Source organism: Paenibacillus thalictri (genome assembly GCF_004307995.1).
GTDB classification, from domain to species: domain Bacteria; phylum Bacillota; class Bacilli; order Paenibacillales; family NBRC-103111; genus Paenibacillus_AF; species Paenibacillus_AF thalictri.
On sequence record NZ_SIRE01000040.1, the window covers coordinates 29592 to 51041 of the forward strand.

Below are 21450 nucleotides of genomic sequence, written 5' to 3' on the forward strand. Positions count from 1 at the left end.
GAGGGCTGCTCCTTGATGGACGTCAACAACTTTGAGTTTATGAAAATCGGCTTGGCCTCGCCGGATAAAATCCGTTCCTGGTCCCGCGGAGAAGTGAAGAAGCCTGAAACGATCAACTACCGGACTTTAAAGCCAGAGAAGGAAGGGCTCTTCTGCGAAAAAATCTTCGGACCGACCAAGGACTGGGAATGCCATTGCGGCAAGTACAAGCGCGTTCGCTATAAGGGTGTAGTCTGCGACCGTTGTGGCGTTGAAGTTACTCGCCAGAAGGTTCGCCGTGAGCGGATGGGGCACATTGAGCTTGCTGCCCCCGTTTCTCACATCTGGTATTTCAAAGGAATTCCAAGCCGTATGGGTTTGGCGCTGGATATGTCGCCAAGATCCTTGGAAGAAATCATTTATTTCGCATCTTATGTTGTAACTGATCCAGGAGATACACCGCTGGAAAAGAAACAGCTTCTGTCGGAGAAAGAATACCGCAGCTACCGCGAGAAGTACGGTTATGCGTTCCAAGCCGGCATGGGTGCCGAAGCTGTGAAGAAGCTGCTCCAGGATATCGATCTGGAGAAAGAAGTCGACACGCTCAAAGAAGAGCTGAAAACCGCTCAAGGTCAGCGCCGTAACCGTGCGATCAAACGTCTTGAAGTTATGGAGGCGTTCCGTAACTCCAAGAACGCGCCAGACTGGATGGTGCTTGATGTACTTCCGGTTATTCCGCCGGAATTGCGTCCGATGGTGCAACTGGACGGCGGACGTTTTGCGACGTCCGACTTGAACGACCTGTACCGCCGCGTCATCAATCGGAACAACCGTCTGAAAAGACTGCTTGATCTGGGCGCGCCGGATATTATCGTGCAAAACGAAAAACGGATGCTGCAGGAAGCCGTCGACGCTTTGATCGACAATGGCCGCCGCGGCCGTCCGGTCACAGGACCGGGCAACCGTCCGCTTAAATCTTTGAGCCACATGCTCAAAGGTAAGCAAGGACGTTTCCGTCAGAACTTACTCGGTAAACGGGTTGACTACTCCGGCCGTTCCGTTATCGTCGTAGGACCGAGCCTCAAGATGTATCAATGCGGTCTGCCTAAGGAAATGGCGTTGGAGTTGTTTAAGCCGTTTGTCATGAAAGAACTCGTGAATAAGGGTCTTGCCCATAATATCAAAAGCGCTAAGCGCAAGGTAGAACGCGTAAGCCCTGAAGTGTGGGACGTTCTGGAAGAGGTCATTAAGGAACACCCGGTTCTGTTGAACCGTGCCCCCACGCTGCACAGACTTGGTATTCAGGCATTTGAGCCGATCTTGGTCGAAGGCCGCGCGATCAAGCTTCATCCGCTCGTATGTACCGCTTACAATGCCGACTTTGACGGTGACCAAATGGCGGTTCACGTACCGTTGTCTGCAGAAGCCCAAGCGGAGGCACGTCTCTTGATGCTGGCTTCGGGCAATATCTTGAACCCGAAAGACGGCAAACCGGTTGTAACTCCATCACAGGATATGGTGCTTGGAAGCTTCTATTTGACGACGGATAACAGATATGCCAAAGGCGCCAACACCATTTTGCGCACCGTTTCGGAAGCTGTATCGTTGTATCACCGCGGTGATGCCGCGCTGCATGCCCGTGTCGCTATTCCGGCCAAAGCGCTGAATAAAACAAGCTTTACGCCTGAACAGCAGGAAGCTGTGCTGATCACAACGATCGGGAAAATTATTTTCAACGAAATCTATCCAACGGATTTCCCTTACATCAACGAAGCGACTAAAGCCAACTTGATGAATGGCATTTCCGATAAGTATTTTGTGTTTGACAAAGGCGGAGATATCCGTAAAGCGATGGCAGAACTGCCGGAAACCAAAGCGGTAGGCAAAGACTACCTGGGCTCCATTATCGCTGAATGTTTCCGTCGCTACCACACGACAAGAACGTCCGTTATTTTGGATGACATCAAACAGCTTGGCTTTACGTATTCGACTCGCGCCGGTATTACGGTCGCCGTGTCGGACGTTATCGTACCGCCGGAAAAAGACAAAGTTTTGCACGAATCGGATGAGAAGGTCCAAACGGTTACCAACCAATACCGCCGCGGGCTGATTACCGACGACGAACGTTACGACCGGGTTATTGCGATCTGGAGTAAAGCAAAAGATGAAATTACCGAAGTGCTGATGAAATCGCTCGACAAGTACAATTCCATCAATATGATGGTTGAGTCCAAGGCGCGCGGTAACAAGTCGCAGATCACTCAGCTTGGCGGTATGCGCGGTTTGATGGCGACACCAACCGGACGTATTTACGAGTTGCCGATTCGCTCCAACTTCCGTGAAGGCCTGACGGTACTCGAGTACTTTATTTCGACGCACGGCGCACGTAAAGGTTTGGCGGATACGGCGCTGCGGACAGCGGACTCGGGATATTTGACACGTCGTCTGGTCGACGTTGCGCAAGACGTCATCGTTCGTGATGAGGATTGCGGAACCGACAAAGGCTTTACTGTCAGCAGAATTCAAGATGGCAAGGAAGTCATCGAAGATCTGTTTGACCGGATTGAAGGACGCTACGCGTTTGAAACGATTCGTCATCCGAAAACGGGTGAGACGATCGTCAGCCGCAACGAACTGATTGAGGCCGGCATTGCCGATGCGATTATCGATGCTGGCATTGAACGCCTGCAGATTCGTTCCGTACTCAGTTGCCGCTCCCGTCACGGGGTGTGCAAACGTTGCTACGGCCGGAACTTGGCTACGGGCCAGTTTGTCGAGATCGGGGAAGCCGTCGGTATTATCGCGGCGCAATCCATCGGTGAACCAGGTACACAGCTGACGATGCGTACATTCCATACCGGCGGTGTTGCCGGAGATGACATCACGCAAGGTCTTCCGCGGATTCAGGAGCTTTTCGAAGCGAGAAATCCGAAAGGTCAAGCGATCATTTCCGAAATCGACGGTGTTGTTAAAGATATTCGCGAAGCGAAAGACCGCCGCGAGATCGAAGTGCAAGGCGAAGCCGAATCCAAGGTGTACGCTGTGCCTTACGGATCCCGTATCCGGGCATCTGTCGGCAAAGAAGTGGAAGCCGGCGACGAGTTGACCGAAGGTTCCATCGACCCGAAAGAAATGTTGCGCATCAAAGGCATCCGCGGCGTGCAGAACTATATCCTTCAGGAAGTTCAGCGCGTTTACCGGAACCAGGGCGTTGAAATCAACGATAAGCATATTGAAGTTATGATTCGCCAAATGCTGCGCAAAATCCGTATTGTCGACGCAGGCAACACGACGCTGCTGCCGGGTTCGTTTGTCGATATTCACGAATACGAAGAAGCGAACAAGGTCGCTTTGTTCTCCGGCGAGGAGCCGGCTGTAGCTAAACCGATTCTGCTTGGTATTACCAAGGCTTCTTTGGAAACAGATTCGTTCTTGTCCGCGGCGTCTTTCCAAGAAACAACCCGTGTTCTTACCGATGCGGCGATCAAAGGCAAAGTGGACCAATTGCTCGGCCTGAAGGAAAATGTTATCATCGGTAAGCTGATTCCGGCCGGTACAGGCATGACCCGTTACCGCAATATCCGGGTAATTGACCCGAATGCGCCGGAAGAAGAATCAAGCGAGGAACTCAAAGAAACCGTTTCGGTGGAGTAGGGGACATGGCTTGCCTTTAGAAAAGACGGTAACGATTTGTTAAATCTTTTTAAAGGCAAGCTTCTTTCTTGACAAGGGCGTTGTCGTTTTGCTAATATATCAAAGTGTGCCATTTGATATGTCTTTCCTGTGCTTTGGAGGATGTACCATGTCTTATGATAAAATAAAGCAGGCAGCGAAACTCAGTATCGGCACAAAGAAAACAACCAAAGTGGTTGAGCAAGGCAAAGCTGTGGAAGTGTTTATTGCAAGAGATGCAGATCCGCGAATTACTAGCAAAATGGCTAACCTTTGCAAAAAGACTGGGGTTCCGGTCACATGCGTCGACTCCATGAAGCAGCTGGGTAAGGCGTGCGGCATCGATGTCGGAGCTGCAATTGCAGCGATTGTAAATGAATAATGAATTCCGGTTTTTGTTTATTCCGAACAGGAAAACAAAAACCTTATCTTTGCTCGTTTATGATTCGCCTGGATCTGTGGGCTTGTGATAAAGATGGATTAGCAGTGAATTTTGGGAAGGAGGTGGCAGTATGCCAACAATTAATCAGCTCGTTCGTAAAGGACGTCAAGCGAAAACGACAAAATCGAAGTCTCCTGCTTTGCAAAGAGGGTTCAACGCACTGAAGAGAGAACAAACGGATATCAGCGCTCCGCAAAAACGCGGTGTCTGCACTCGTGTAGGTACGATGACGCCAAAGAAGCCGAACTCCGCGCTTCGTAAATATGCCCGTGTTCGTTTGACCAACCGTGTTGAGGTAACCGCGTATATCCCGGGTATCGGACACAACCTGCAAGAGCACAGCGTAGTTTTGATCCGTGGCGGCCGGGTAAAAGACCTTCCGGGTGTTCGTTACCACATCGTGCGTGGCGCGCTTGATACTTCAGGCGTAAACAACCGTAAGCAAGCCCGTTCCAAATACGGAGCAAAACGTCCGAAAGTGAAGAAGTAAGATCATACAAGTTTATTTTTTTGGGAAAGGGGGATAACTATGCCTCGTAAAGGTCCAGTTGCAAAAAGAGACGTACTGCCGGATCCGATTTATAACAGCAAGCTAGTTACTCGTTTGGTTAACCGCATCATGATTGATGGAAAGAAGGGTACTGCTCAAACCATCCTTTATAATGCGTTCAACCTGATTCAAGAGCGTACTGGCAAAGAGCCAATGGAAGTGTTCGAAGCCGCTTTGAAAAACATCATGCCCGTACTTGAGGTTAAAGCTCGTCGTGTAGGCGGCGCTAACTACCAAGTACCGATCGAAGTAAAACCAGAGCGTCGTACTTCATTGGGTCTTCGTTGGCTCGTCAACTACTCGCGTTCGCGCGGTGAGAAGACGATGGAAGAAAGACTCGCGCAAGAAATCATCGATGCAAGCAACAATGCTGGCGCATCCGTGAAGAAACGCGAAGACACGCACAAAATGGCGGAAGCAAACAAAGCGTTTGCTCATTACCGCTGGTAGGATTAATTTTATATTTTGGAAGGAGACCATCCAATGGCAAGAGAGTTCTCCTTAAAAGATACGCGCAATATCGGGATCATGGCGCATATCGATGCCGGTAAAACAACTACGACCGAGCGCATCCTTTTCTACACAGGCCGTACTCACAAAATTGGTGAGGTACACGAAGGCGCTGCTACGATGGACTGGATGGAGCAAGAGCAAGAACGCGGTATTACGATTACGTCTGCCGCGACGACGGCTCAATGGAAGGGTCACCGCATCAATATCATCGATACCCCGGGACACGTTGACTTCACTGTAGAAGTCGAACGTTCCCTCCGCGTATTGGACGGGGCAGTTGGCGTGTTTAGTGCGAAAGAGGGCGTAGAGCCTCAATCGGAAACCGTTTGGAGACAAGCGGACCGTTATGGCGTACCTCGTATCGCTTACGTTAACAAAATGGACATCATCGGTGCTGACTTCCTGGCCGTAGTACAGCAAATGCGCGATAAACTCGGCGCAAATGCGGTTGCGATCCAGTTGCCTATCGGTGCTGAGAATGAATTTAAAGGCATGATCGACATCATTGAACAAGTTGCTTATATTTATAAGGACGACTTGGGCAAAGATGTTGACCAAAGCGAAGTTCCTGCGGAGTACAAAGACCAAGTCGAAGAACTTCGTTTGGAACTCGTAGAGAAGGTTGCCGAACTCGACGAAGATTTGACCATGAAATACCTGGAAGGTGAAGAAATCTCCGTTGAGGAGATTAAAGCTGCCCTTCGCAAAGCGGTATGTGATGTTAAAATCTTCCCGGTAGTATGCGGTTCTTCTTACAGAAACAAAGGCATCCAACCGATGCTTGACGCTGTTATCAGCTTCCTGCCGGCTCCTATCGACGTTCCTGACATTAAGGGGACATTGGAAGACGGTACGGAAGTAATACGCAAATCGTCTGACGAGGAGCCGTTTGCAGCGCTTGCTTTCAAAATTATGACTGACCCGTTTGTCGGTAAGTTGACATTCTTCCGTGTGTACTCCGGCGTTCTGAACTCCGGTTCCTATGTTGTTAACGCAACAAAAGGCAAACGCGAAAGAATCGGCCGTATTCTGCAAATGCATGCCAACAGCCGTCAAGAAATCAGCATTGTTTACGCTGGTGACATTGCCGCTGCGGTAGGCCTTAAAGATACAACGACAGGCGACACTTTGTGCGATGAGAAGAATCCGGTTGTTCTGGAATCCATGAACTTCCCGGATCCGGTTATCCAACTTGCAGTTGAGCCGAAAACAAAGGCTGACCAAGATAAAATGGGTATCGCATTGCAAAAACTTGCTGAGGAAGATCCGACATTCCGTGCTCATACGGATGAAGAAACCGGCCAAACGATCATTGCAGGTATGGGTGAGCTTCACCTTGAAATCCTCGTTGACCGTATGCTGCGTGAATTCAAAGTAGAGACGAATGTAGGTAAACCGCAAGTTGCTTACCGCGAAACATTTAAGCAGCCTGCTAAGGTTGAAGGCAAGTTCGTTCGCCAATCCGGCGGCCGTGGTCAATACGGACATTGTTGGGTTGAGTTCGAACCGCTTGAGCCGGGCACTGGCTTCGTCTTCGAAAGCAAAATCGTCGGTGGTTCGATTCCTCGTGAATATGTAGCACCGATCCAAGCTGGTATCGAAGAATCCATGAAAAACGGCGTATACGCTGGCTTCCCGCTTGTGGATATCAAAGCGACCGTAGTGGACGGATCTTACCATGATGTCGACTCCAGTGAGATGGCGTTTAAAATCGCCGGCTCCATGGCGCTTAAAGCGGCTGCTGAGAAATGTAAGCCGGTTCTGCTTGAGCCAATCATGAAAGTCGAAGTTACTGTTCCAGAAGAATATATGGGCGATGTAATGGGCGACCTGAACTCCCGCCGCGGACGTATCGAAGGTATGGACGCTCGTCACGGTGCACAAATTATCCGTGCGAAAGTGCCTCTTTCCGAAATGTTCGGCTACTCCACGACACTTCGTTCCCGTACGCAAGGTCGCGGTGTATATTCGATGGAAATCTCGCATTATGAAGAAGTGCCGAAGTCCATTGCAGAAGAAATCGTTGCAAAGCACAAAGGCGCTTAATATAACTAATAAGTAATTTTTAAGGGAGGCTATTATCAATGGCAAAAGCGAAATTTGAACGTAATAAGCCGCACGTAAATATCGGCACAATCGGTCACGTTGACCATGGTAAAACAACTTTGACAGCGGCTATTACAACTGTATTGTCCAAAAAATACGGCGGTGCTGCTGTAGCATTCGACCAAATCGACAAAGCTCCAGAAGAGCGCGAGCGCGGTATCACAATCTCCACTGCGCACGTAGAATACGAAACGCCTAACCGTCACTACGCACACGTTGACTGCCCAGGCCACGCCGACTATGTTAAAAACATGATCACTGGCGCTGCACAAATGGACGGAGCGATCCTGGTTGTATCCGCAGCTGACGGCCCAATGCCGCAAACTCGCGAGCACATCCTGCTCTCCCGCCAAGTAGGCGTGCCTTACATCGTCGTATTCTTGAACAAATGCGACATGGTTGAAGACGAAGAGTTGCTTGAGCTGGTTGAAATGGAAGTTCGCGACTTGCTGAACGAATACGAGTTCCCAGGCGACGACACTCCAATCGTTCGCGGCGCTGCTCGTGAAGCTCTGCAAAACCCAGACGGTCCTTGGGCCGACAAAATCGTTGAGTTGTTCGAGCACATCGATACTTACATCCCAACTCCTGAGCGCGACACTGACAAGCCTTTCTTGATGCCGGTTGAGGACGTGTTCACGATCACTGGTCGTGGTACCGTTGCTACAGGCCGCGTTGAGCGTGGTGTAGTTAAAGTGGGCGACGAGGTTGAAATCGTTGGTTTGAACGAAGAAACTCGCAAATCCGTATGTACTGGCGTAGAGATGTTCCGTAAATTGCTTGACTCCGCTCAAGCAGGCGACAACATCGGCGCATTGCTTCGCGGTGTTGACCGTAAAGACATCGAGCGTGGTCAAGTATTGGCTAAACCAAACTCAGTTAAGCCGCACACTCAATTCACTGCTCAAATCTACGTCCTGACTAAAGAAGAAGGCGGACGTCATAAGCCTTTCTTCAACGGCTACCGTCCTCAGTTCTACTTCCGTACTACGGACGTAACAGGAATCATCAACATTCCTGAAGGTACTGAAATGGTTATGCCTGGCGACAACATCACAGTTACAGTTGACCTGATCTCCCCGATCGCTATCGAGGAAGGCACTCGCTTCGCTATCCGCGAAGGCGGCCGTACTGTAGGCGCTGGCGCCGTTGCTTCCATCCAAAAATAATTAGTATTATAGAAGAAAGCCTCCATCTTTAACGGATGGGGGCTTTTTCCTTAAAAAAATATGCGTTTATCACGAATTTTCCTTGCTTTCTGTTTTGTTTTTTAATATAATAGTGAACGTTGGTCTGTGACGTTGCGATGATGTGAGAGGTTGCTGACACACCCGGCCCCTTTGCCATGGGGAACAAGCGAGTGCAAAAGTCAGGGGATTTTCACGGAGTATGTCCGATTAAGAAATTGGGCGATAGAAGGAGGGAATTACATGGCAAAGCAAAAAATTCGTATTCGTTTGAAGGCTTATGATCACAGAATTCTGGATCAATCCGCTGAGAAAATTGTGGAAACTGCCAAGCGTTCCGGTGCTGGTGTATCCGGTCCGATCCCGCTTCCGACTGAGAAGCAAATCATTACGATCCTGCGCGCGGTTCACAAGTACAAGGATTCCAGAGAGCAATTCGAGATGCGTACACATAAACGCTTGATCGATATCGTGAATCCGACGCCGCAAACGGTTGATGCTTTGATGCGTTTGGATCTGCCGTCCGGTGTGGACATCGAAATCAAGCTGTAATAAATCGGTTTTGCCAAAATGAGCTAACTTTATAGCACGAAGGGAAAAGAGGTGTCAACAATGAAAGGTATCTTAGGAAAAAAACTTGGGATGACTCAAGTATTTACCGCGGAAGGCAATGTCGTTCCGGTAACGGTAATTCAAGCAGGTCCGTGTGTCGTGCTTCAGAAGAAAGATGCTGAAAACGACGGTTACGCAGCGATCCAGTTGGGTTTTGACGATAAGAAAGCAAAAAACGCCAATAAACCGGAAACGGGTCACGCTAAGAAAGCAGGAGCAGCACCTAAGCGCTACATTAAAGAAATCCGCGGCGCTGAGGGCGAAGTTGGCCAAGAAATCAAGGCTGACATTTTTGCGGAAGGCGAATTTGTTGACGTAACAGGTACATCTAAAGGTAAAGGTTTTACAGGTATTATTAGAAGAAACAATCAATCCAGAGGTCCGATGACTCACGGTTCCCGTTATCACCGCGGTCCTGGTTCGATGGGTTCGATCGCTGCTAACCGCGTGTTCAAAGGCAAAATCTTGCCAGGTCACATGGGTCATGAAACGGTGACGATCCAAAAGCTCGAAATCGTGCGTGTCGATACCGAACGTAATGTATTGCTCGTGAAAGGATCTGTTCCAGGTCCTAAAAATAGCTACGTGAGCGTTAAGGGCTCTGTAAAAAGTCTGTAATTGAAAAAGAAAGGAGGATGTTCTGATGCCTAAAGTAGCAGTATACAACGTAACTGGCGCCCAAGTGGGTGAAGTGGAATTGAATGAAGCAGTATTCGGAATCGAGCCGCACGTACACGTGTTGAACGAAGCCGTACTGATGCAACGCGCTTCCCTGAGACTGGGTACACATAAAGTAAAAGGTCGTTCCGAAGTGCGCGGCGGCGGACGCAAGCCGTGGAAACAAAAAGGAACCGGCCGTGCTCGTCAAGGTAGTATTCGTGCACCGCAATGGAAAGGCGGCGGTATCGTATTTGGTCCGACACCGCGCAGCTATGCTTACAAGCTTCCTAAAAAAGTTCGTCGTTTGGCGATTAAATCCGCTTTGTCTTCCAAAGTGATCGACAACGAAATCATCGTATTGGATCAACTGCAGCTTGCAGCTCCTAAGACGAAAGAATTCGCAGCGATCTTGAAGAACCTTAAGGTTGAGCGCAAAGCATTGATCGTAACATCCGATTTTAATGAAAATGTAGCACTGTCCGCACGTAACATCCCTGGTGTTAAATTCGTGGCGGCTGACGGAATCAGCGTTCTTGATGTAATGGTTTATGACAAATTGATCATTACGAAAGAAGCGGCTGAAAAAGTAGGGGAGGTGCTTGCGTAATGAAAAATCCACGCGATATTATCAAGCGCCCGGTTATTACTGAAAGAACAAGCGATATGATGACTGAGAAGAAATATGTTTTCGAAGTAGATCTTCGCGCCAACAAAACGGAAATCAAACAGGCGATTGAACAAATTTTCAAAGTGAAGGTCGTTAACGTCAACACTCTGAGAATGCCTGCTAAGCCAAAACGCTACGGCCGCTACTCCGGTTACACATCCGAGTGGAAGAAAGCCATCGTTAAGCTGAGCCCGGAAAGCAAAGAACTGGAGTTCTTTGAGTCGGTATAACATCATTCTGTAAAGTAAGGAGGAATCCACGTGCCAATTAAAAAGTACAAACCTACATCACCGGCGAGACGTGCAATGACGGTTTCTACATTTGAAGAAATCACAACATCGCAGCCGGAGAAATCTTTGCTTGCGCCGCTGTTCAAAAAAGCCGGCCGCAACAATCAAGGTAAAATTACGGTTCGTCACCATGGCGGCGGACATAAACGTAAATACCGGATTATCGATTTCAAACGTACGAAAGACGGAATACCCGGTCGCGTTGCTACAATCGAGTATGATCCGAACCGTTCCGCTAACATCGCTCTGATCCATTATGCAGACGGTGAAAAGCGTTACATCATTGCTCCAAAAGGTCTGAAAGTCAATGACACGATTACTTCCGGTCCTACCTCCGATATCAAAGTGGGCAACAGCCTTCCTATGGAAAACATTCCGGTTGGTACAGTTATCCACAACATTGAGTTGAAACCAGGCAAAGGCGGCCAATTGGTACGCGCTGCAGGTACTGAAGCTCAATTGCTCGGTAAAGAAGAAGAGTACGTAACGGTTCGTCTTTCTTCCGGCGAAGTTAGAAAGATCCTTAAAGTTTGCCGCGCAACCATCGGTTCCGTTGGTAACGAAGATCATGAGCTTGTGAGCATCGGTAAAGCAGGCCGTTCCCGTTGGTTGGGTAAAAGACCTGAAGTACGCGGTGTCGTCATGAACCCGAACGATCACCCTCATGGTGGTGGTGAAGGCCGCGCTCCGATCGGACGTAAATCTCCGATGTCTCCTTGGGGCAAACCTACGCTTGGTTATAAAACCCGTAAAAAAGGCAAAGCTTCTGATAAATACATCGTTCGTCGTCGCACGAAGTAATCATTTCGTGACGATATATGTGGGAAGGGAGGATTTCCTATGGGTCGCAGTTTGAAAAAAGGGCCTTTCATTGATGGCTACCTTTTGAAAAAGGTGGAAGTAATGAATGAGGCGACAAAAAAGCAAGTGATTAAAACATGGTCTCGCCGTTCCACGATTTTCCCTCAGTTCATCGGACATACATTTGCTGTTTATGACGGCAGAAAACACGTGCCGGTATACGTAACGGAAGACATGGTTGGACATAAACTGGGTGAATTTGCACCTACCCGTACGTACAAAGGACATGCGGGCGATGATAAGAAAACCGGCAAGCGCTAATCGGCTGCCGATTGAGATAAGCAATATTACTGGAAGTGAGAGGAGGTTTATTCCATGGAAGCGAAAGCAATTGCTAGATACGTGCGCATAGCTCCCCGGAAAGCTCAGCTCGTGGTCGACTTGATCCGCGGCAAGAACGTAGGCGAGGCCATCGCCATCTTGCGTCATACGCCTAAATCCGCATCCCCTATCGTTGAGAAGGTGCTGAACTCGGCTATCGCAAACGCAGAGCACAATCACAGCTTGAACCCGGAAAATTTGGTTGTAAGTCAAGCTTACGCCAACCAAGGTCCGACTCTGAAACGGTTCCGTCCGCGCGCTATGGGCCGCGCAAGCCGTATCAATAAACGTACCAGCCACATTACAATCGTGGTATCTGAAAAATAAGGAGGGATAACGTGTGGGTCAAAAAGTAAATCCGGTAGGTCTCAGGGTTGGTATTATTCGCGATTGGGAATCCAAATGGTTCGCAAACGATAAAGAATTCGGTACCCTGCTGCTGGAAGACGTGAAAATCCGTGAGTACTTGAAGCAAAAGCTGAAAGAATCGGCTGTTTCCCATATCGAAATCGAGCGCGCGGCTAACCGCGTGAACGTGACTATTCATACAGCAAAACCAGGCATGGTTATCGGCAAAGGCGGATCCGAGGTAGAAGTGATCAGAACTTACTTGTCCACATTGACAAAAGGTAAGAAAGTTCATATCAACATCGCTGAGATCAAGAACCCTGAGCTTGACGCTATTCTGGTTGCAGAAAGCATTGCACAACAATTGGAGCGCCGCGTTTCTTTCCGTCGTGCGATGAAACAAGCGATCCAAAGAACGATCAGATCCGGAGCGAAAGGAATCAAAACTGCGGTTAGCGGACGTTTGGGCGGAGCAGAAATTGCCCGTACTGAAGGTTACAGCGAAGGCACTGTGCCTCTTCATACACTGCGTGCGGACATCGACTATGGTACTGCCGAAGCGCATACCACTTATGGTCGAATCGGTGTGAAGGTATGGATTTATCGCGGCGAGGTTCTTCCTACGGCTAAGAAAAAGGCTACGGAAGGAGGCAACTAATCATGTTGGTACCAAAACGTGTAAAACACCGGAAAGAACACCGGGGTAACATGAAAGGCCGTGCTAAAGGCGGTACTGAAGTGCATTTCGGAGAATATGGTCTGCAAGCTATGGAGCCGGCTTGGGTGACGAACCGTCAAATCGAAGCTGCCCGTATTGCGATGACTCGTTATATCAAACGTGGCGGTAAAGTATGGATCAAAATTTTCCCGTCCAAGCCGATTACGCAAAAGCCGCTTGAAGTCCGGATGGGTAGCGGTAAAGGTAACGTAGAGAAATGGGTTGCTGTTGTAAAACCGGGTAAAATTTTGTTTGAATTGGCTGGCGTTAGTGAGGAGATTGCTCGCGAAGCAATGCGTCTTGCTGCTCACAAGCTTCCGATCAAAACGAAGTTCGTGAAAAGAGAAGAAGTGGGCGGTGAAGTAAATGAAGGCTAGTGAATATCGCAACTTAACCACTGCTGAAATTGAACAAAAAATTGCCGGTTTCAAAGAACAGCTCTTTAACCTCCGTTTTCAACTGGCTACAGGTCAATTAGACAATCCAACTCAACTTCAAAAAGTACGCAAAGACATTGCCCGTGCAAAAACGGTGCTGCGTGAAAGAGAACTTGGAATTATCAGCTAATGAAAGCGAAAGGAGGACTTACGAATGAGCGTGGAACGTAACGAGCGCAAAACTCAGCTCGGCAAAGTGGTCAGCAATAAAATGGACAAAACCATCGTTGTTGCTGTTGAAACTTACAAAAAACATGACCTTTACCATAAACGTATTAAATATACGAAGAAATTTAAAGCTCATGATGAGAACAATGAAGCTCAAATCGGCGACACTGTAAAAATCATGGAAACCCGTCCAATTTCCAAGGACAAACGTTGGAGACTGGTTGAGGTTGTTGAAAAAGCAGTTATCGTGTAAACGGCTTGAAGCGAATTTGAAAGGAGGGACTTTCTGTGATTCAAACATTTACCCGTTTGGTTGTCGCTGACAATTCCGGTGCAAAACAATTAATGTGTATTCGTGTATTGGGAGGCACTGGCCGTCGTACAGCAAACATCGGTGATTTGATTATCTGCTCCGTCAAAGAAGCAACACCAGGTGGCGTTGTCAAAAAGGGCGATGTAGTGAAAGCTGTTGTCGTTCGTACGAAGCGCGGTGTGCGTCGTAAAGATGGTTCTTATATCAGCTTTGATGAAAATGCAGCGGTTATCGTTAAGGAAGATAAGAGCCCACGCGGCACACGTATCTTCGGACCAGTTGCACGCGAACTTCGCGACAGAGACTTCATGAAAATCGTATCTCTGGCACCGGAAGTTATCTAATACAAGCGTCAAGCTAGTTCTCTTAGGAAAAGAGGTGGAATCAAAATGCCTAAGCAACCGAAAAAATTGGAATCCCATAACAATAAACTTCACGTGAAAAAAGACGACACCGTGTTCGTTATCACAGGTAAAGACAAAGGTAAAAAAGGCCGCGTTATCGCTTGCTACCCTCGTCAAAACCGTGTGCTCGTTGAAGGCATCAATATGGTGAAGAAGCACTCGAAGCCTTCCCAAATGAATCCGCAAGGCGGAATCATCAATCAAGAAGCTCCGATTCACGTATCGAACGTAATGCTGATCGATCCAAAGAGCGGAAAACCGACCCGTGTCGGATACAAAGTGCTTGAGAACGGAAGCAAAGTCCGTATTGCGAAAAAGTCCGGAGAAGCTATCGATTAATCGTAGAAGCGTAAGAAAGGAGGTAAATGCAGCATGGCAGCAAGAATGAAAGAACGTTTTCTGAATGAAATCACACCTGCGCTTATGCAGAAGTTCAGCTATACTTCCGTAATGCAGGTTCCGAAAATTGAGAAGGTCGTCATCAACATGGGTGTTGGTGAAGCCGTATCGAACTCCAAGGTGCTTGATTCTGCAGTGCAAGATCTGCAAATCATCGCTGGTCAAAAACCGGTGGTAACCAGAGCGAAAAAATCCATCGCAGGCTTTAAACTTCGTGAAAATATGCCAATCGGCGTTAAAGTTACACTTCGCGGAGATCGCATGTACTACTTCTTGGACAAATTGTTCAACGTAGCTCTTCCTCGTGTACGTGACTTCCGTGGCGTATCGAGCAAAGCGTTTGACGGCCGCGGCAACTATACGCTGGGTCTGAAAGAGCAGCTCATTTTCCCGGAAATCGAGTATGACAAAGTGGACAAAACAAGAGGTATGGATATCGTAATCGTCACTACTGCCAAAACAGACGAAGAATCCCGTGAATTGCTCACTCAATTGGGCATGCCTTTCACGAAATAATGAGCCCTAAGGCTTACGATAGAAGTTTTGCAGCGCAAAACTCTTAGGAGGTGTCAGTTTCAAGTGGCAAAAACATCAATGAAAATTAAGCAGCAGCGCGCGCCGAAATTCAAGGTGCAGGCTTATACCCGCTGCGAGCGTTGCGGTCGTCCGCATTCCGTACTTCGCAAATTTAAAATTTGCAGAATTTGTTTCCGTGAATTAGCATACAAAGGCCAGATTCCTGGCGTAAAGAAGGCAAGCTGGTAAACACCCTATTTTCGGGAAGGAGGTTCGTTCCATGGTTATGTCAGATCCAATTGCAGATATGCTTACCCGTATTCGTAACGCGAATGTAGTTCGTCATGAAACAGTAGAAGTTCCTGCATCCAAAATTAAAAGACAGATCGCAGAAATTTTGAAAAAAGAAGGCTTTATTCGCGACGCGGAATATGTTGAAGATAACAAACAAGGGATCATTCGTTTGTTCCTTAAATACGGCCCTAACAATGAGCGTGTTATTACAGGATTGAAAAGAATCAGCAAACCTGGTCTGCGAGTATATGCGAAGAGCCAAGAAGTTCCTCGCGTACTTGGTGGCCTCGGCATCGCGATCATTTCTACGTCCCACGGCGTAATGTCCGATAAAGAAGCTCGTCAGTCCAAATCCGGCGGCGAAGTTATTTGCTACGTTTGGTAATTCATCTTTGAAATGAATGGAGGTGTACAGCATGTCCCGTATTGGTCGTAAAGCCATTACAGTCCCTAGCGGAGTTAATGTAACGCTTGAAAATACATCGATCACGGTGAAAGGCCCTAAAGGCACTTTGTCCCGTGAACTGCATAAAGACATGAAAGTAACAGTTGCTGAGAATGAAATTACTGTTGAACGTCCGTCCGATCATAAATTGCATCGTTCGCTTCACGGTACGACTCGCAGCGTAGTTGCGAACATGGTTACTGGAGTTACTGCAGGTTACGAGAAGTCGCTCGAACTTGTTGGCGTCGGATACCGCGCTAACAAAACCGGCAACAAGCTCGTACTGAACGTAGGTTACTCCCATCCGGTTGAAATCGTACCGGAAAACGGCATCGAATTCGACGTGCCGTCGAACACTAAAATTATCGTAAAAGGTATCGATAAAGAGCTTGTCGGTGCTACTGCCGCTAAAATTCGTTCTGTTCGTGAACCTGAGCCGTATAAAGGCAAAGGCATTAAGTACGAAGGCGAGCGCATTCTTCGTAAAGAAGGTAAAGCCGGTAAGAAAAAATAATGCCGCTTAAGTGATTAAGCGACAGTTACGGACCCAAGAAGAAAGGAGTGAATAGAAGATGATTACAAAAGGCGATAAAAATAAAGCCCGTCTGAAAAGACATCTTCGTGTGCGTAAAAAAATTCAAGGTACGGTTGAACGTCCACGCTTGAATATTTTCCGTTCTTCCAAACACATGTATGCTCAATTGATCGATGATGTAGCAGGTGTAACGATTGCATCCGCATCGACTCAAGATAAAGATCTGAAAGCATCCATCGGAAACGGCGGAAACGTTGAGTCCGCTCGTCAAGTTGGCGCTCTGATCGCACAACGCGCGAAAGAAAAAGGCATCGACAAAATCGTTTTTGACCGCGGCGGATATTTGTATCATGGTCGTGTGCAAGCTTTGGCTGACGCTGCCCGTGAAGCAGGACTTGAATTTTAAACGAAAATGTTAACAAGGAGGTAAACTGACTTGCGTATAGATCCGAACACTTTAGAGCTGACTGAAAAAGTGGTTCATATTAATCGCGTCGCTAAAGTAGTAAAAGGCGGACGTCGTTTCAGCTTTAGCGCACTTGTTGTCGTAGGCGACGGCAATGGCTGGGTTGGCGCAGGGATCGGTAAAGCATCCGAAGTTCCGGACGCCATCCGCAAAGGGATTGAAGATGCTAAGAAAAACCTGATCCATGTACCGCTCGTTGGCACGACGATTCCTCACTTGGTAGTTGGACATTTCGGCGCAGGCGAAGTGCTGCTGAAACCGGCTTCCAAAGGTACTGGTGTTATCGCCGGCGGTCCGGTTCGTGCGGTATTGGAGCTTGCTGGCGTAGGCGACATCTTGACCAAATCGCTGGGCTCTTCCAACTCCATCAATATGGTTAATGCAACTCTTGAAGGTCTTTCCCGTTTGAAGAAAGCTGAAGAAGTTGCTAAGCTTCGCGGTAAAACCGTTGAAGAACTGTTAGGTTAAGGAGGGATACCATGGCTAAGCAATTGCAAGTTACTTTGAAGCGCAGCCTTATTGGTCGCCCGGAGACTCAGCGCCGTACGGTCTCTGCTCTTGGATTGCGCAAGCTTCATCAGTCCGTTGTGCATGCTGATAACGCAGCTATTCGCGGTATGGTGAACCAAGTGCAACATCTGATCGAAGTTAAAGAAATCGAAGCATAATATAGGATTCACATTAAGACTTAAGGAGGTGCAACGATGAAATTACATGAGCTTTCTTCCGCTCCTGGTTCCCGTCAAACTCGTAAGCGCGTAGGCCGCGGTACGGGAAGTGGCATGGGCAAAACATCAACTCGCGGTCATAAAGGTCAAAATGCACGTTCCGGTGGCGGTGTCCGTCCTGGATTCGAAGGTGGCCAAAACCCGCTGTATCGTCGCTTGCCTAAGCGCGGTTTCAACAACGAGCGTTTTGCAACAGTATACGCGATTGTGAACTTGTCCGATTTGAACAAGTTTGCTGAAGGTACCGAAGTGACTCCTGAGCTGCTCATCCAGTCGGGCCTCGTAAAAAATCCGAAAGACGGCATTAAAATCTTAGGAAACGGCGACTTGACTGTGAAATTGACAGTTAAAGCGAATAAGTTTTCTCAGTCTGCTGTTGAGAAAATTCAAGCTGCCGGCGGTCAAACCGAGGTGATTTAATGTTAAGCACCATATCAAACATCTTTAAAGTAGGCGATTTGAGAAGACGTATTTTATTTACGCTCGGTTTGCTGATCGTCTATCGCTTAGGTGCTTTCATTCCGGTGCCTAACATTAATACGGATATTTTGAAGTATCAGGATCAGGCGAATGCTAATGACGTATTCGGCCTCCTGAATACTTTTTCCGGTGGTGCGTTATTTCAATTCTCTATCTTTGCGATGGGGATTATGCCTTACATTACCGCTTCCATCATCGTTCAGCTGCTGTCTATGGACGTCGTTCCTAAGTTCACGCAATGGGCGAAAGAAGGCGAAGTCGGCCGTAAGAAAATGACTCAGATTACCAGGTACGGAACGATTGTGTTGGGTTTGATTCAGGCATTTGGGCTTGCGATCGGGTTTAACCGGATTTATTCCGGACTGGTTGTAAATCCTACTTTTGCAACATATGCTTTGATAGCCATTGTGCTTACAGCCGGTACCGCATTTTTAATGTGGCTTGGCGAGCAGATTACGGAAAATGGAATCGGCAACGGTATATCGATCATCATCTTTGCGGGTATCGTGGCTGCTATTCCGACCGGAATCGGGCAGATCTATCAAACGCAGTTTGCGCAAGCAGGGGATGCACTGTTCCTGAACATCCTGAAAATTGTCGTTGTTGTTGTGGTGATTGTCGGATTGATTGCCGGAGTTATTTTCGTACAGCAAGGCGTACGCAAAATCCCGGTCCAATACGCCAAAAGAGTAGTTGGCAACAAAATGTACGGCGGACAATCAACGCACATTCCGCTTAAAGTGAATGCCGCGGGCGTTATCCCTGTCATTTTCGCGTTGTCGCTGCTGGTGTTTCCACCAACTATCGCCAGTTTCTGGAGAGGTAATGTGGTGGCAGACTGGATTATCACCAACTTGAACTACACACATCCGATCGGTATGGTGCTTTATGTACTGTTGATTATCGGATTTACGTATTTTTATACGTTTGTGCAGATCAATCCTGTACAAATGGCAGATCAAATGAAAAAGAACGGCGGCTACATTCCTGGAATTCGCCCGGGTAAATCGACATCGATTTATCTGACCAAGGTTATGACTCGGATTACCCTTTCCGGTGCATTGTTCTTGGCCGCGATCTCCATTGTGCCTATGCTGTTCGCAACCTTGGCAGGCCTCCCGAATTCCGTCCGGATCGGTGGTACTTCCTTGCTGATCGTGATCGGCGTTGGACTGGAAACGATGAAGCAAATCGAAAGCCAGTTGATTAAACGCCATTACAAAGGTTTTATCAACAAATAGCAGATAGGTACTGATGGTTTTTTTGCGAACTATCGGCACCTATTGTGCTGTTCGTATCGGGGAATAAGGGGAGGAGGAAGTCTGAAATGAACGTCATTTTTATGGGGCCACCTGGTGCCGGCAAAGGCACTCAGGCCGAGCGAGTCGTTAACGAATTCAAGATTCCTCATATCTCTACTGGCGACGCTTTTCGTGCTGCTATGAAGCAAGAAACGCCGCTTGGTGTGGAAGCCAAGAAATACGTTGATCAAGGCTTGCTTGTTCCAGATGAAATCACAATCGGTATTGTACGGGAAAGATTGCAACTAGCTGACTGTAATTCAGGTTTTCTTCTTGACGGTTTTCCAAGAACCATTTTTCAAGCCGAAGCGCTTGACGAGATATTGCATTCCATGGATAAAAAGATCGATTATGTGGTCAATCTTGTGGTGGATCGCAACTTGCTGCTGGCACGTTTAACGGGCCGCAGAATTTGCAAATCTTGCGGTGCAACGTATCATGTGTTGTTCAACCCTCCGGCGAAGGAGAACGTATGCGACAAATGCTCCGGAGAGCTGTATCAACGTTCCGATGATACAGAAGAGAAGGTGGGTACTCGTCTTGACGAGTACATCAGCAAAACGGCACCTCTGCTAGACTATTACGACAAAAAGAACACTTTGCGTCAGGTTAACGGCGAGCAGGATATTGATACGGTTACCGCAGAAATCAGTTCACTATTGCGAGGTCAAGCGTAGATGATCATATGCAAGTCCGAAGCTGAGTTGCACCTTATGAGAATAGCCGGAAAAATTGTTGCCGATACTCATCGTATCATGGCTAAAGCAATTCAACCTGGTGTGACAACCAAGGAACTCGATCAAATCGCTGAAGATTATATTCGCAGCCAGGGTGCAATCCCGTCTTTTAAAGGCTACAACGGTTTTCCTGCCAGTATCTGCGCTTCAACCAATGAAGTTTTGGTACACGGTTTTCCGAACAGCAAAAAGCTGCAGGAAGGAGATATCGTCAGCATTGATATTGGCGCTCAATATCAAGGTTACCACGGTGATTCCGCATGGACTTACGGTGTAGGCGAAATTTCCGATGAGGCGAAAAAACTGCTTGAAGTTACGGAGCGGTCGCTTTATCAAGGTCTTGCTGAAGCTAAGCCGGACGCACGCTTGTATACAATTTCTCATGCGATTCAAAAATGCATTGAAGATGAAGGTTTTTCCGTTGTACGGGAATATGTTGGTCACGGTGTAGGCACGAGCCTGCACGAGGAACCTCAGATACCGAACTACGGAATCCCTGGAAGAGGTCCAAGACTAAAGCCGGGTATGGTTCTTGCGATTGAACCTATGGTCAACATCGGCGAACGCTTTGTCAAAACGCTCGAGGATAATTGGACAGTGGTTACGGTAGATGGCTCGTTGTGCGCGCATTTCGAGCATACGATCGCAATCACGGAAGATGGCTTCGAGATCTTAACTAAAAGCTAAAGCGCAGGTGTTACTTAAGCGTGGGTGAGACGAAGAAACCGCAATTAGGCCAGATTGTAAAAGTGCTGCGCGGCAAGGATGGAAGCAAATATGCGGTTGTGATCGGGATCGTCGATGAGCGGTTTGTGAACATCGCCGACGGCCACAAACGCAGGTTTGACCAGCCTAAGAAGAAAAACGTACTTCATCTTGAATTGCAGGAAACGATTAGCCATGAGGTTGTAAGCAGTTTGCTTGAAACCGGGCGTGTTACCAACGGGAAGCTTCGTCATGTCGTTGACAAGTTTACCCGAGAACTTCAATCTGAAGCGCTAGAGAAAGGAGAATGACTGTGGCCAAAGAAGATGTAATCGAAGTTGAAGGTACAGTGATTGAACCTCTTCCGAATGCTATGTTTAAGGTGGAGCTGGAGAACGGTCATAAGATACTTGCTCATGTATCTGGAAAAATCAGAATGCACTTTATTCGCATCTTGCCAGGGGATAAAGTGACAGTCGAGTTATCGCCTTATGATTTGACCAGAGGCCGTATAACCTATCGTTTTAAATAAATAGTACGGAATAAATAAAGCTCAACTTTTACGAAGCAAGCTTTGCTCCGCAAAGCTAAAGCGA

Annotated in this window: 32 protein-coding genes; all 32 read left to right on the forward strand. The window is 47.8% G+C overall.

The window, feature by feature from the left end; genetic code table 11:
- The first annotated feature begins 12 nt into the window (after nt 1-12).
- The 32 genes from rpoC to infA all read left to right on the forward strand — a co-directional run bounded on the left by rpoC (nt 13) and on the right by infA (nt 21386).
- Entirely contained in the window at nt 13-3633 is a 3621-nt protein-coding gene (rpoC, locus tag EYB31_RS36660) for a DNA-directed RNA polymerase subunit beta' (RefSeq protein ID WP_131018524.1), read from the forward strand.
- Between the two features lie 148 nt (nt 3634-3781).
- Nucleotides 3782-4033 (forward strand): 50S ribosomal protein L7ae-like protein, encoded by a 252-nt coding sequence (locus EYB31_RS36665; protein WP_131018525.1) that lies wholly within the window; start codon nt 3782-3784, stop codon nt 4031-4033.
- A gap of 130 nt (nt 4034-4163) precedes the next feature.
- Nucleotides 4164-4583 (forward strand): 30S ribosomal protein S12, encoded by a 420-nt coding sequence (gene rpsL / locus EYB31_RS36670; RefSeq protein WP_131018526.1) that lies wholly within the window; start codon nt 4164-4166, stop codon nt 4581-4583.
- A 39-nt stretch (nt 4584-4622) separates the two neighbouring features.
- Complete coding sequence (gene rpsG, locus EYB31_RS36675; protein WP_131018527.1) at nt 4623-5093, forward strand: 30S ribosomal protein S7; 471 nt, start codon at nt 4623-4625, stop codon at nt 5091-5093.
- 33 nt (nt 5094-5126) lie between these two features.
- Nucleotides 5127-7202, forward strand: coding sequence for an elongation factor G (gene fusA, locus EYB31_RS36680; RefSeq protein WP_131018528.1), 2076 nt, complete (start codon nt 5127-5129; stop codon nt 7200-7202).
- A 38-nt stretch (nt 7203-7240) separates the two neighbouring features.
- Complete coding sequence (gene tuf / locus EYB31_RS36685; RefSeq protein WP_131018529.1) at nt 7241-8431, forward strand: elongation factor Tu; 1191 nt, start codon at nt 7241-7243, stop codon at nt 8429-8431.
- Nucleotides 8432-8692: 261 nt separating this feature from the next.
- Nucleotides 8693-9001 carry a 30S ribosomal protein S10 gene (gene rpsJ, locus EYB31_RS36690; RefSeq protein ID WP_005544556.1) on the forward strand — a complete coding sequence of 103 codons (309 nt, stop codon included), beginning with the start codon at nt 8693-8695 and terminating at the stop codon, nt 8999-9001.
- Between the two features lie 60 nt (nt 9002-9061).
- Nucleotides 9062-9679 carry a 50S ribosomal protein L3 gene (gene rplC / locus EYB31_RS36695; RefSeq protein WP_131018530.1) on the forward strand — a complete coding sequence of 206 codons (618 nt, stop codon included), beginning with the start codon at nt 9062-9064 and terminating at the stop codon, nt 9677-9679.
- Nucleotides 9680-9704: 25 nt separating this feature from the next.
- Nucleotides 9705-10328: a 50S ribosomal protein L4 gene (gene rplD, locus EYB31_RS36700; RefSeq protein ID WP_131018531.1), complete on the forward strand. Its 624-nt coding sequence runs from the start codon at nt 9705-9707 to the stop codon at nt 10326-10328.
- The gene (rplW, locus tag EYB31_RS36705; protein ID WP_131018532.1) at nt 10328-10618 is read left to right on the forward strand and encodes a 50S ribosomal protein L23; all 291 of its coding nucleotides are present in this window, start codon (nt 10328-10330) and stop codon (nt 10616-10618) included. Before rplD ends, rplW begins: the two co-directional genes overlap by 1 nt.
- A 30-nt stretch (nt 10619-10648) precedes the next feature.
- A complete protein-coding gene (gene rplB / locus EYB31_RS36710; protein WP_131018533.1) occupies nt 10649-11479 on the forward strand; it encodes a 50S ribosomal protein L2 in 831 nt (276 codons plus the stop codon).
- Between the two features lie 39 nt (nt 11480-11518).
- Nucleotides 11519-11800: a 30S ribosomal protein S19 gene (gene rpsS / locus EYB31_RS36715; protein WP_131018534.1), complete on the forward strand. Its 282-nt coding sequence runs from the start codon at nt 11519-11521 to the stop codon at nt 11798-11800.
- Between the two features lie 54 nt (nt 11801-11854).
- Entirely contained in the window at nt 11855-12187 is a 333-nt protein-coding gene (gene rplV, locus EYB31_RS36720; RefSeq protein WP_131018535.1) for a 50S ribosomal protein L22, read from the forward strand.
- 13 nt (nt 12188-12200) lie between these two features.
- Complete coding sequence (gene rpsC, locus EYB31_RS36725) at nt 12201-12866, forward strand: 30S ribosomal protein S3 (RefSeq protein ID WP_131018536.1); 666 nt, start codon at nt 12201-12203, stop codon at nt 12864-12866.
- Nucleotides 12867-12868: 2 nt separating this feature from the next.
- The gene (gene rplP, locus EYB31_RS36730; protein WP_131018537.1) at nt 12869-13303 is read left to right on the forward strand and encodes a 50S ribosomal protein L16; all 435 of its coding nucleotides are present in this window, start codon (nt 12869-12871) and stop codon (nt 13301-13303) included.
- Nucleotides 13293-13493, forward strand: coding sequence for a 50S ribosomal protein L29 (gene rpmC / locus EYB31_RS36735; protein ID WP_131018538.1), 201 nt, complete (start codon nt 13293-13295; stop codon nt 13491-13493). Before rplP ends, rpmC begins: the two co-directional genes overlap by 11 nt.
- Before the next feature lie 24 nt (nt 13494-13517).
- Entirely contained in the window at nt 13518-13784 is a 267-nt protein-coding gene (gene rpsQ, locus EYB31_RS36740) for a 30S ribosomal protein S17 (protein ID WP_131018539.1), read from the forward strand.
- 35 nt (nt 13785-13819) lie between these two features.
- Nucleotides 13820-14188, forward strand: coding sequence for a 50S ribosomal protein L14 (gene rplN, locus EYB31_RS36745; RefSeq protein ID WP_131018540.1), 369 nt, complete (start codon nt 13820-13822; stop codon nt 14186-14188).
- 45 nt (nt 14189-14233) lie between these two features.
- Nucleotides 14234-14587, forward strand: a complete 354-nt coding sequence (gene rplX, locus EYB31_RS36750) for a 50S ribosomal protein L24 (RefSeq protein ID WP_131018541.1) — start codon at nt 14234-14236, stop codon at nt 14585-14587.
- A 33-nt stretch (nt 14588-14620) separates the two neighbouring features.
- On the forward strand, nt 14621-15163 hold the full coding sequence (rplE, locus tag EYB31_RS36755) for a 50S ribosomal protein L5 (protein WP_131018542.1): 543 nt from the start codon (nt 14621-14623) through the stop codon (nt 15161-15163).
- Nucleotides 15164-15226: 63 nt separating this feature from the next.
- Nucleotides 15227-15412 carry a type Z 30S ribosomal protein S14 gene (locus EYB31_RS36760; protein ID WP_113022649.1) on the forward strand — a complete coding sequence of 62 codons (186 nt, stop codon included), beginning with the start codon at nt 15227-15229 and terminating at the stop codon, nt 15410-15412.
- Nucleotides 15413-15443: 31 nt separating this feature from the next.
- Entirely contained in the window at nt 15444-15842 is a 399-nt protein-coding gene (gene rpsH / locus EYB31_RS36765) for a 30S ribosomal protein S8 (protein WP_131018543.1), read from the forward strand.
- Between the two features lie 31 nt (nt 15843-15873).
- Nucleotides 15874-16416 carry a 50S ribosomal protein L6 gene (gene rplF / locus EYB31_RS36770; protein WP_131018544.1) on the forward strand — a complete coding sequence of 181 codons (543 nt, stop codon included), beginning with the start codon at nt 15874-15876 and terminating at the stop codon, nt 16414-16416.
- A 58-nt stretch (nt 16417-16474) separates the two neighbouring features.
- Nucleotides 16475-16843, forward strand: a complete 369-nt coding sequence (gene rplR, locus EYB31_RS36775; protein WP_131018545.1) for a 50S ribosomal protein L18 — start codon at nt 16475-16477, stop codon at nt 16841-16843.
- 30 nt (nt 16844-16873) lie between these two features.
- On the forward strand, nt 16874-17371 hold the full coding sequence (gene rpsE / locus EYB31_RS36780; protein ID WP_131018546.1) for a 30S ribosomal protein S5: 498 nt from the start codon (nt 16874-16876) through the stop codon (nt 17369-17371).
- Between the two features lie 11 nt (nt 17372-17382).
- The gene (gene rpmD / locus EYB31_RS36785) at nt 17383-17571 is read left to right on the forward strand and encodes a 50S ribosomal protein L30 (protein ID WP_131018547.1); all 189 of its coding nucleotides are present in this window, start codon (nt 17383-17385) and stop codon (nt 17569-17571) included.
- Between the two features lie 36 nt (nt 17572-17607).
- Nucleotides 17608-18051, forward strand: coding sequence for a 50S ribosomal protein L15 (gene rplO / locus EYB31_RS36790; protein ID WP_131018548.1), 444 nt, complete (start codon nt 17608-17610; stop codon nt 18049-18051).
- Nucleotides 18051-19352, forward strand: coding sequence for a preprotein translocase subunit SecY (gene secY, locus EYB31_RS36795; RefSeq protein WP_131018549.1), 1302 nt, complete (start codon nt 18051-18053; stop codon nt 19350-19352). The genes rplO and secY overlap by 1 nt, the downstream gene beginning before the upstream one ends.
- An 86-nt stretch (nt 19353-19438) precedes the next feature.
- On the forward strand, nt 19439-20089 hold the full coding sequence (locus EYB31_RS36800) for an adenylate kinase (protein ID WP_131018550.1): 651 nt from the start codon (nt 19439-19441) through the stop codon (nt 20087-20089).
- A complete protein-coding gene (map, locus tag EYB31_RS36805; protein ID WP_131018551.1) occupies nt 20090-20836 on the forward strand; it encodes a type I methionyl aminopeptidase in 747 nt (248 codons plus the stop codon).
- A 20-nt stretch (nt 20837-20856) separates the two neighbouring features.
- Nucleotides 20857-21165: a KOW domain-containing RNA-binding protein gene (locus EYB31_RS36810; protein ID WP_131018552.1), complete on the forward strand. Its 309-nt coding sequence runs from the start codon at nt 20857-20859 to the stop codon at nt 21163-21165.
- Nucleotides 21166-21167: 2 nt separating this feature from the next.
- A complete protein-coding gene (infA, locus tag EYB31_RS36815; protein ID WP_009676800.1) occupies nt 21168-21386 on the forward strand; it encodes a translation initiation factor IF-1 in 219 nt (72 codons plus the stop codon).
- Nucleotides 21387-21450 lie beyond the last annotated feature (64 nt).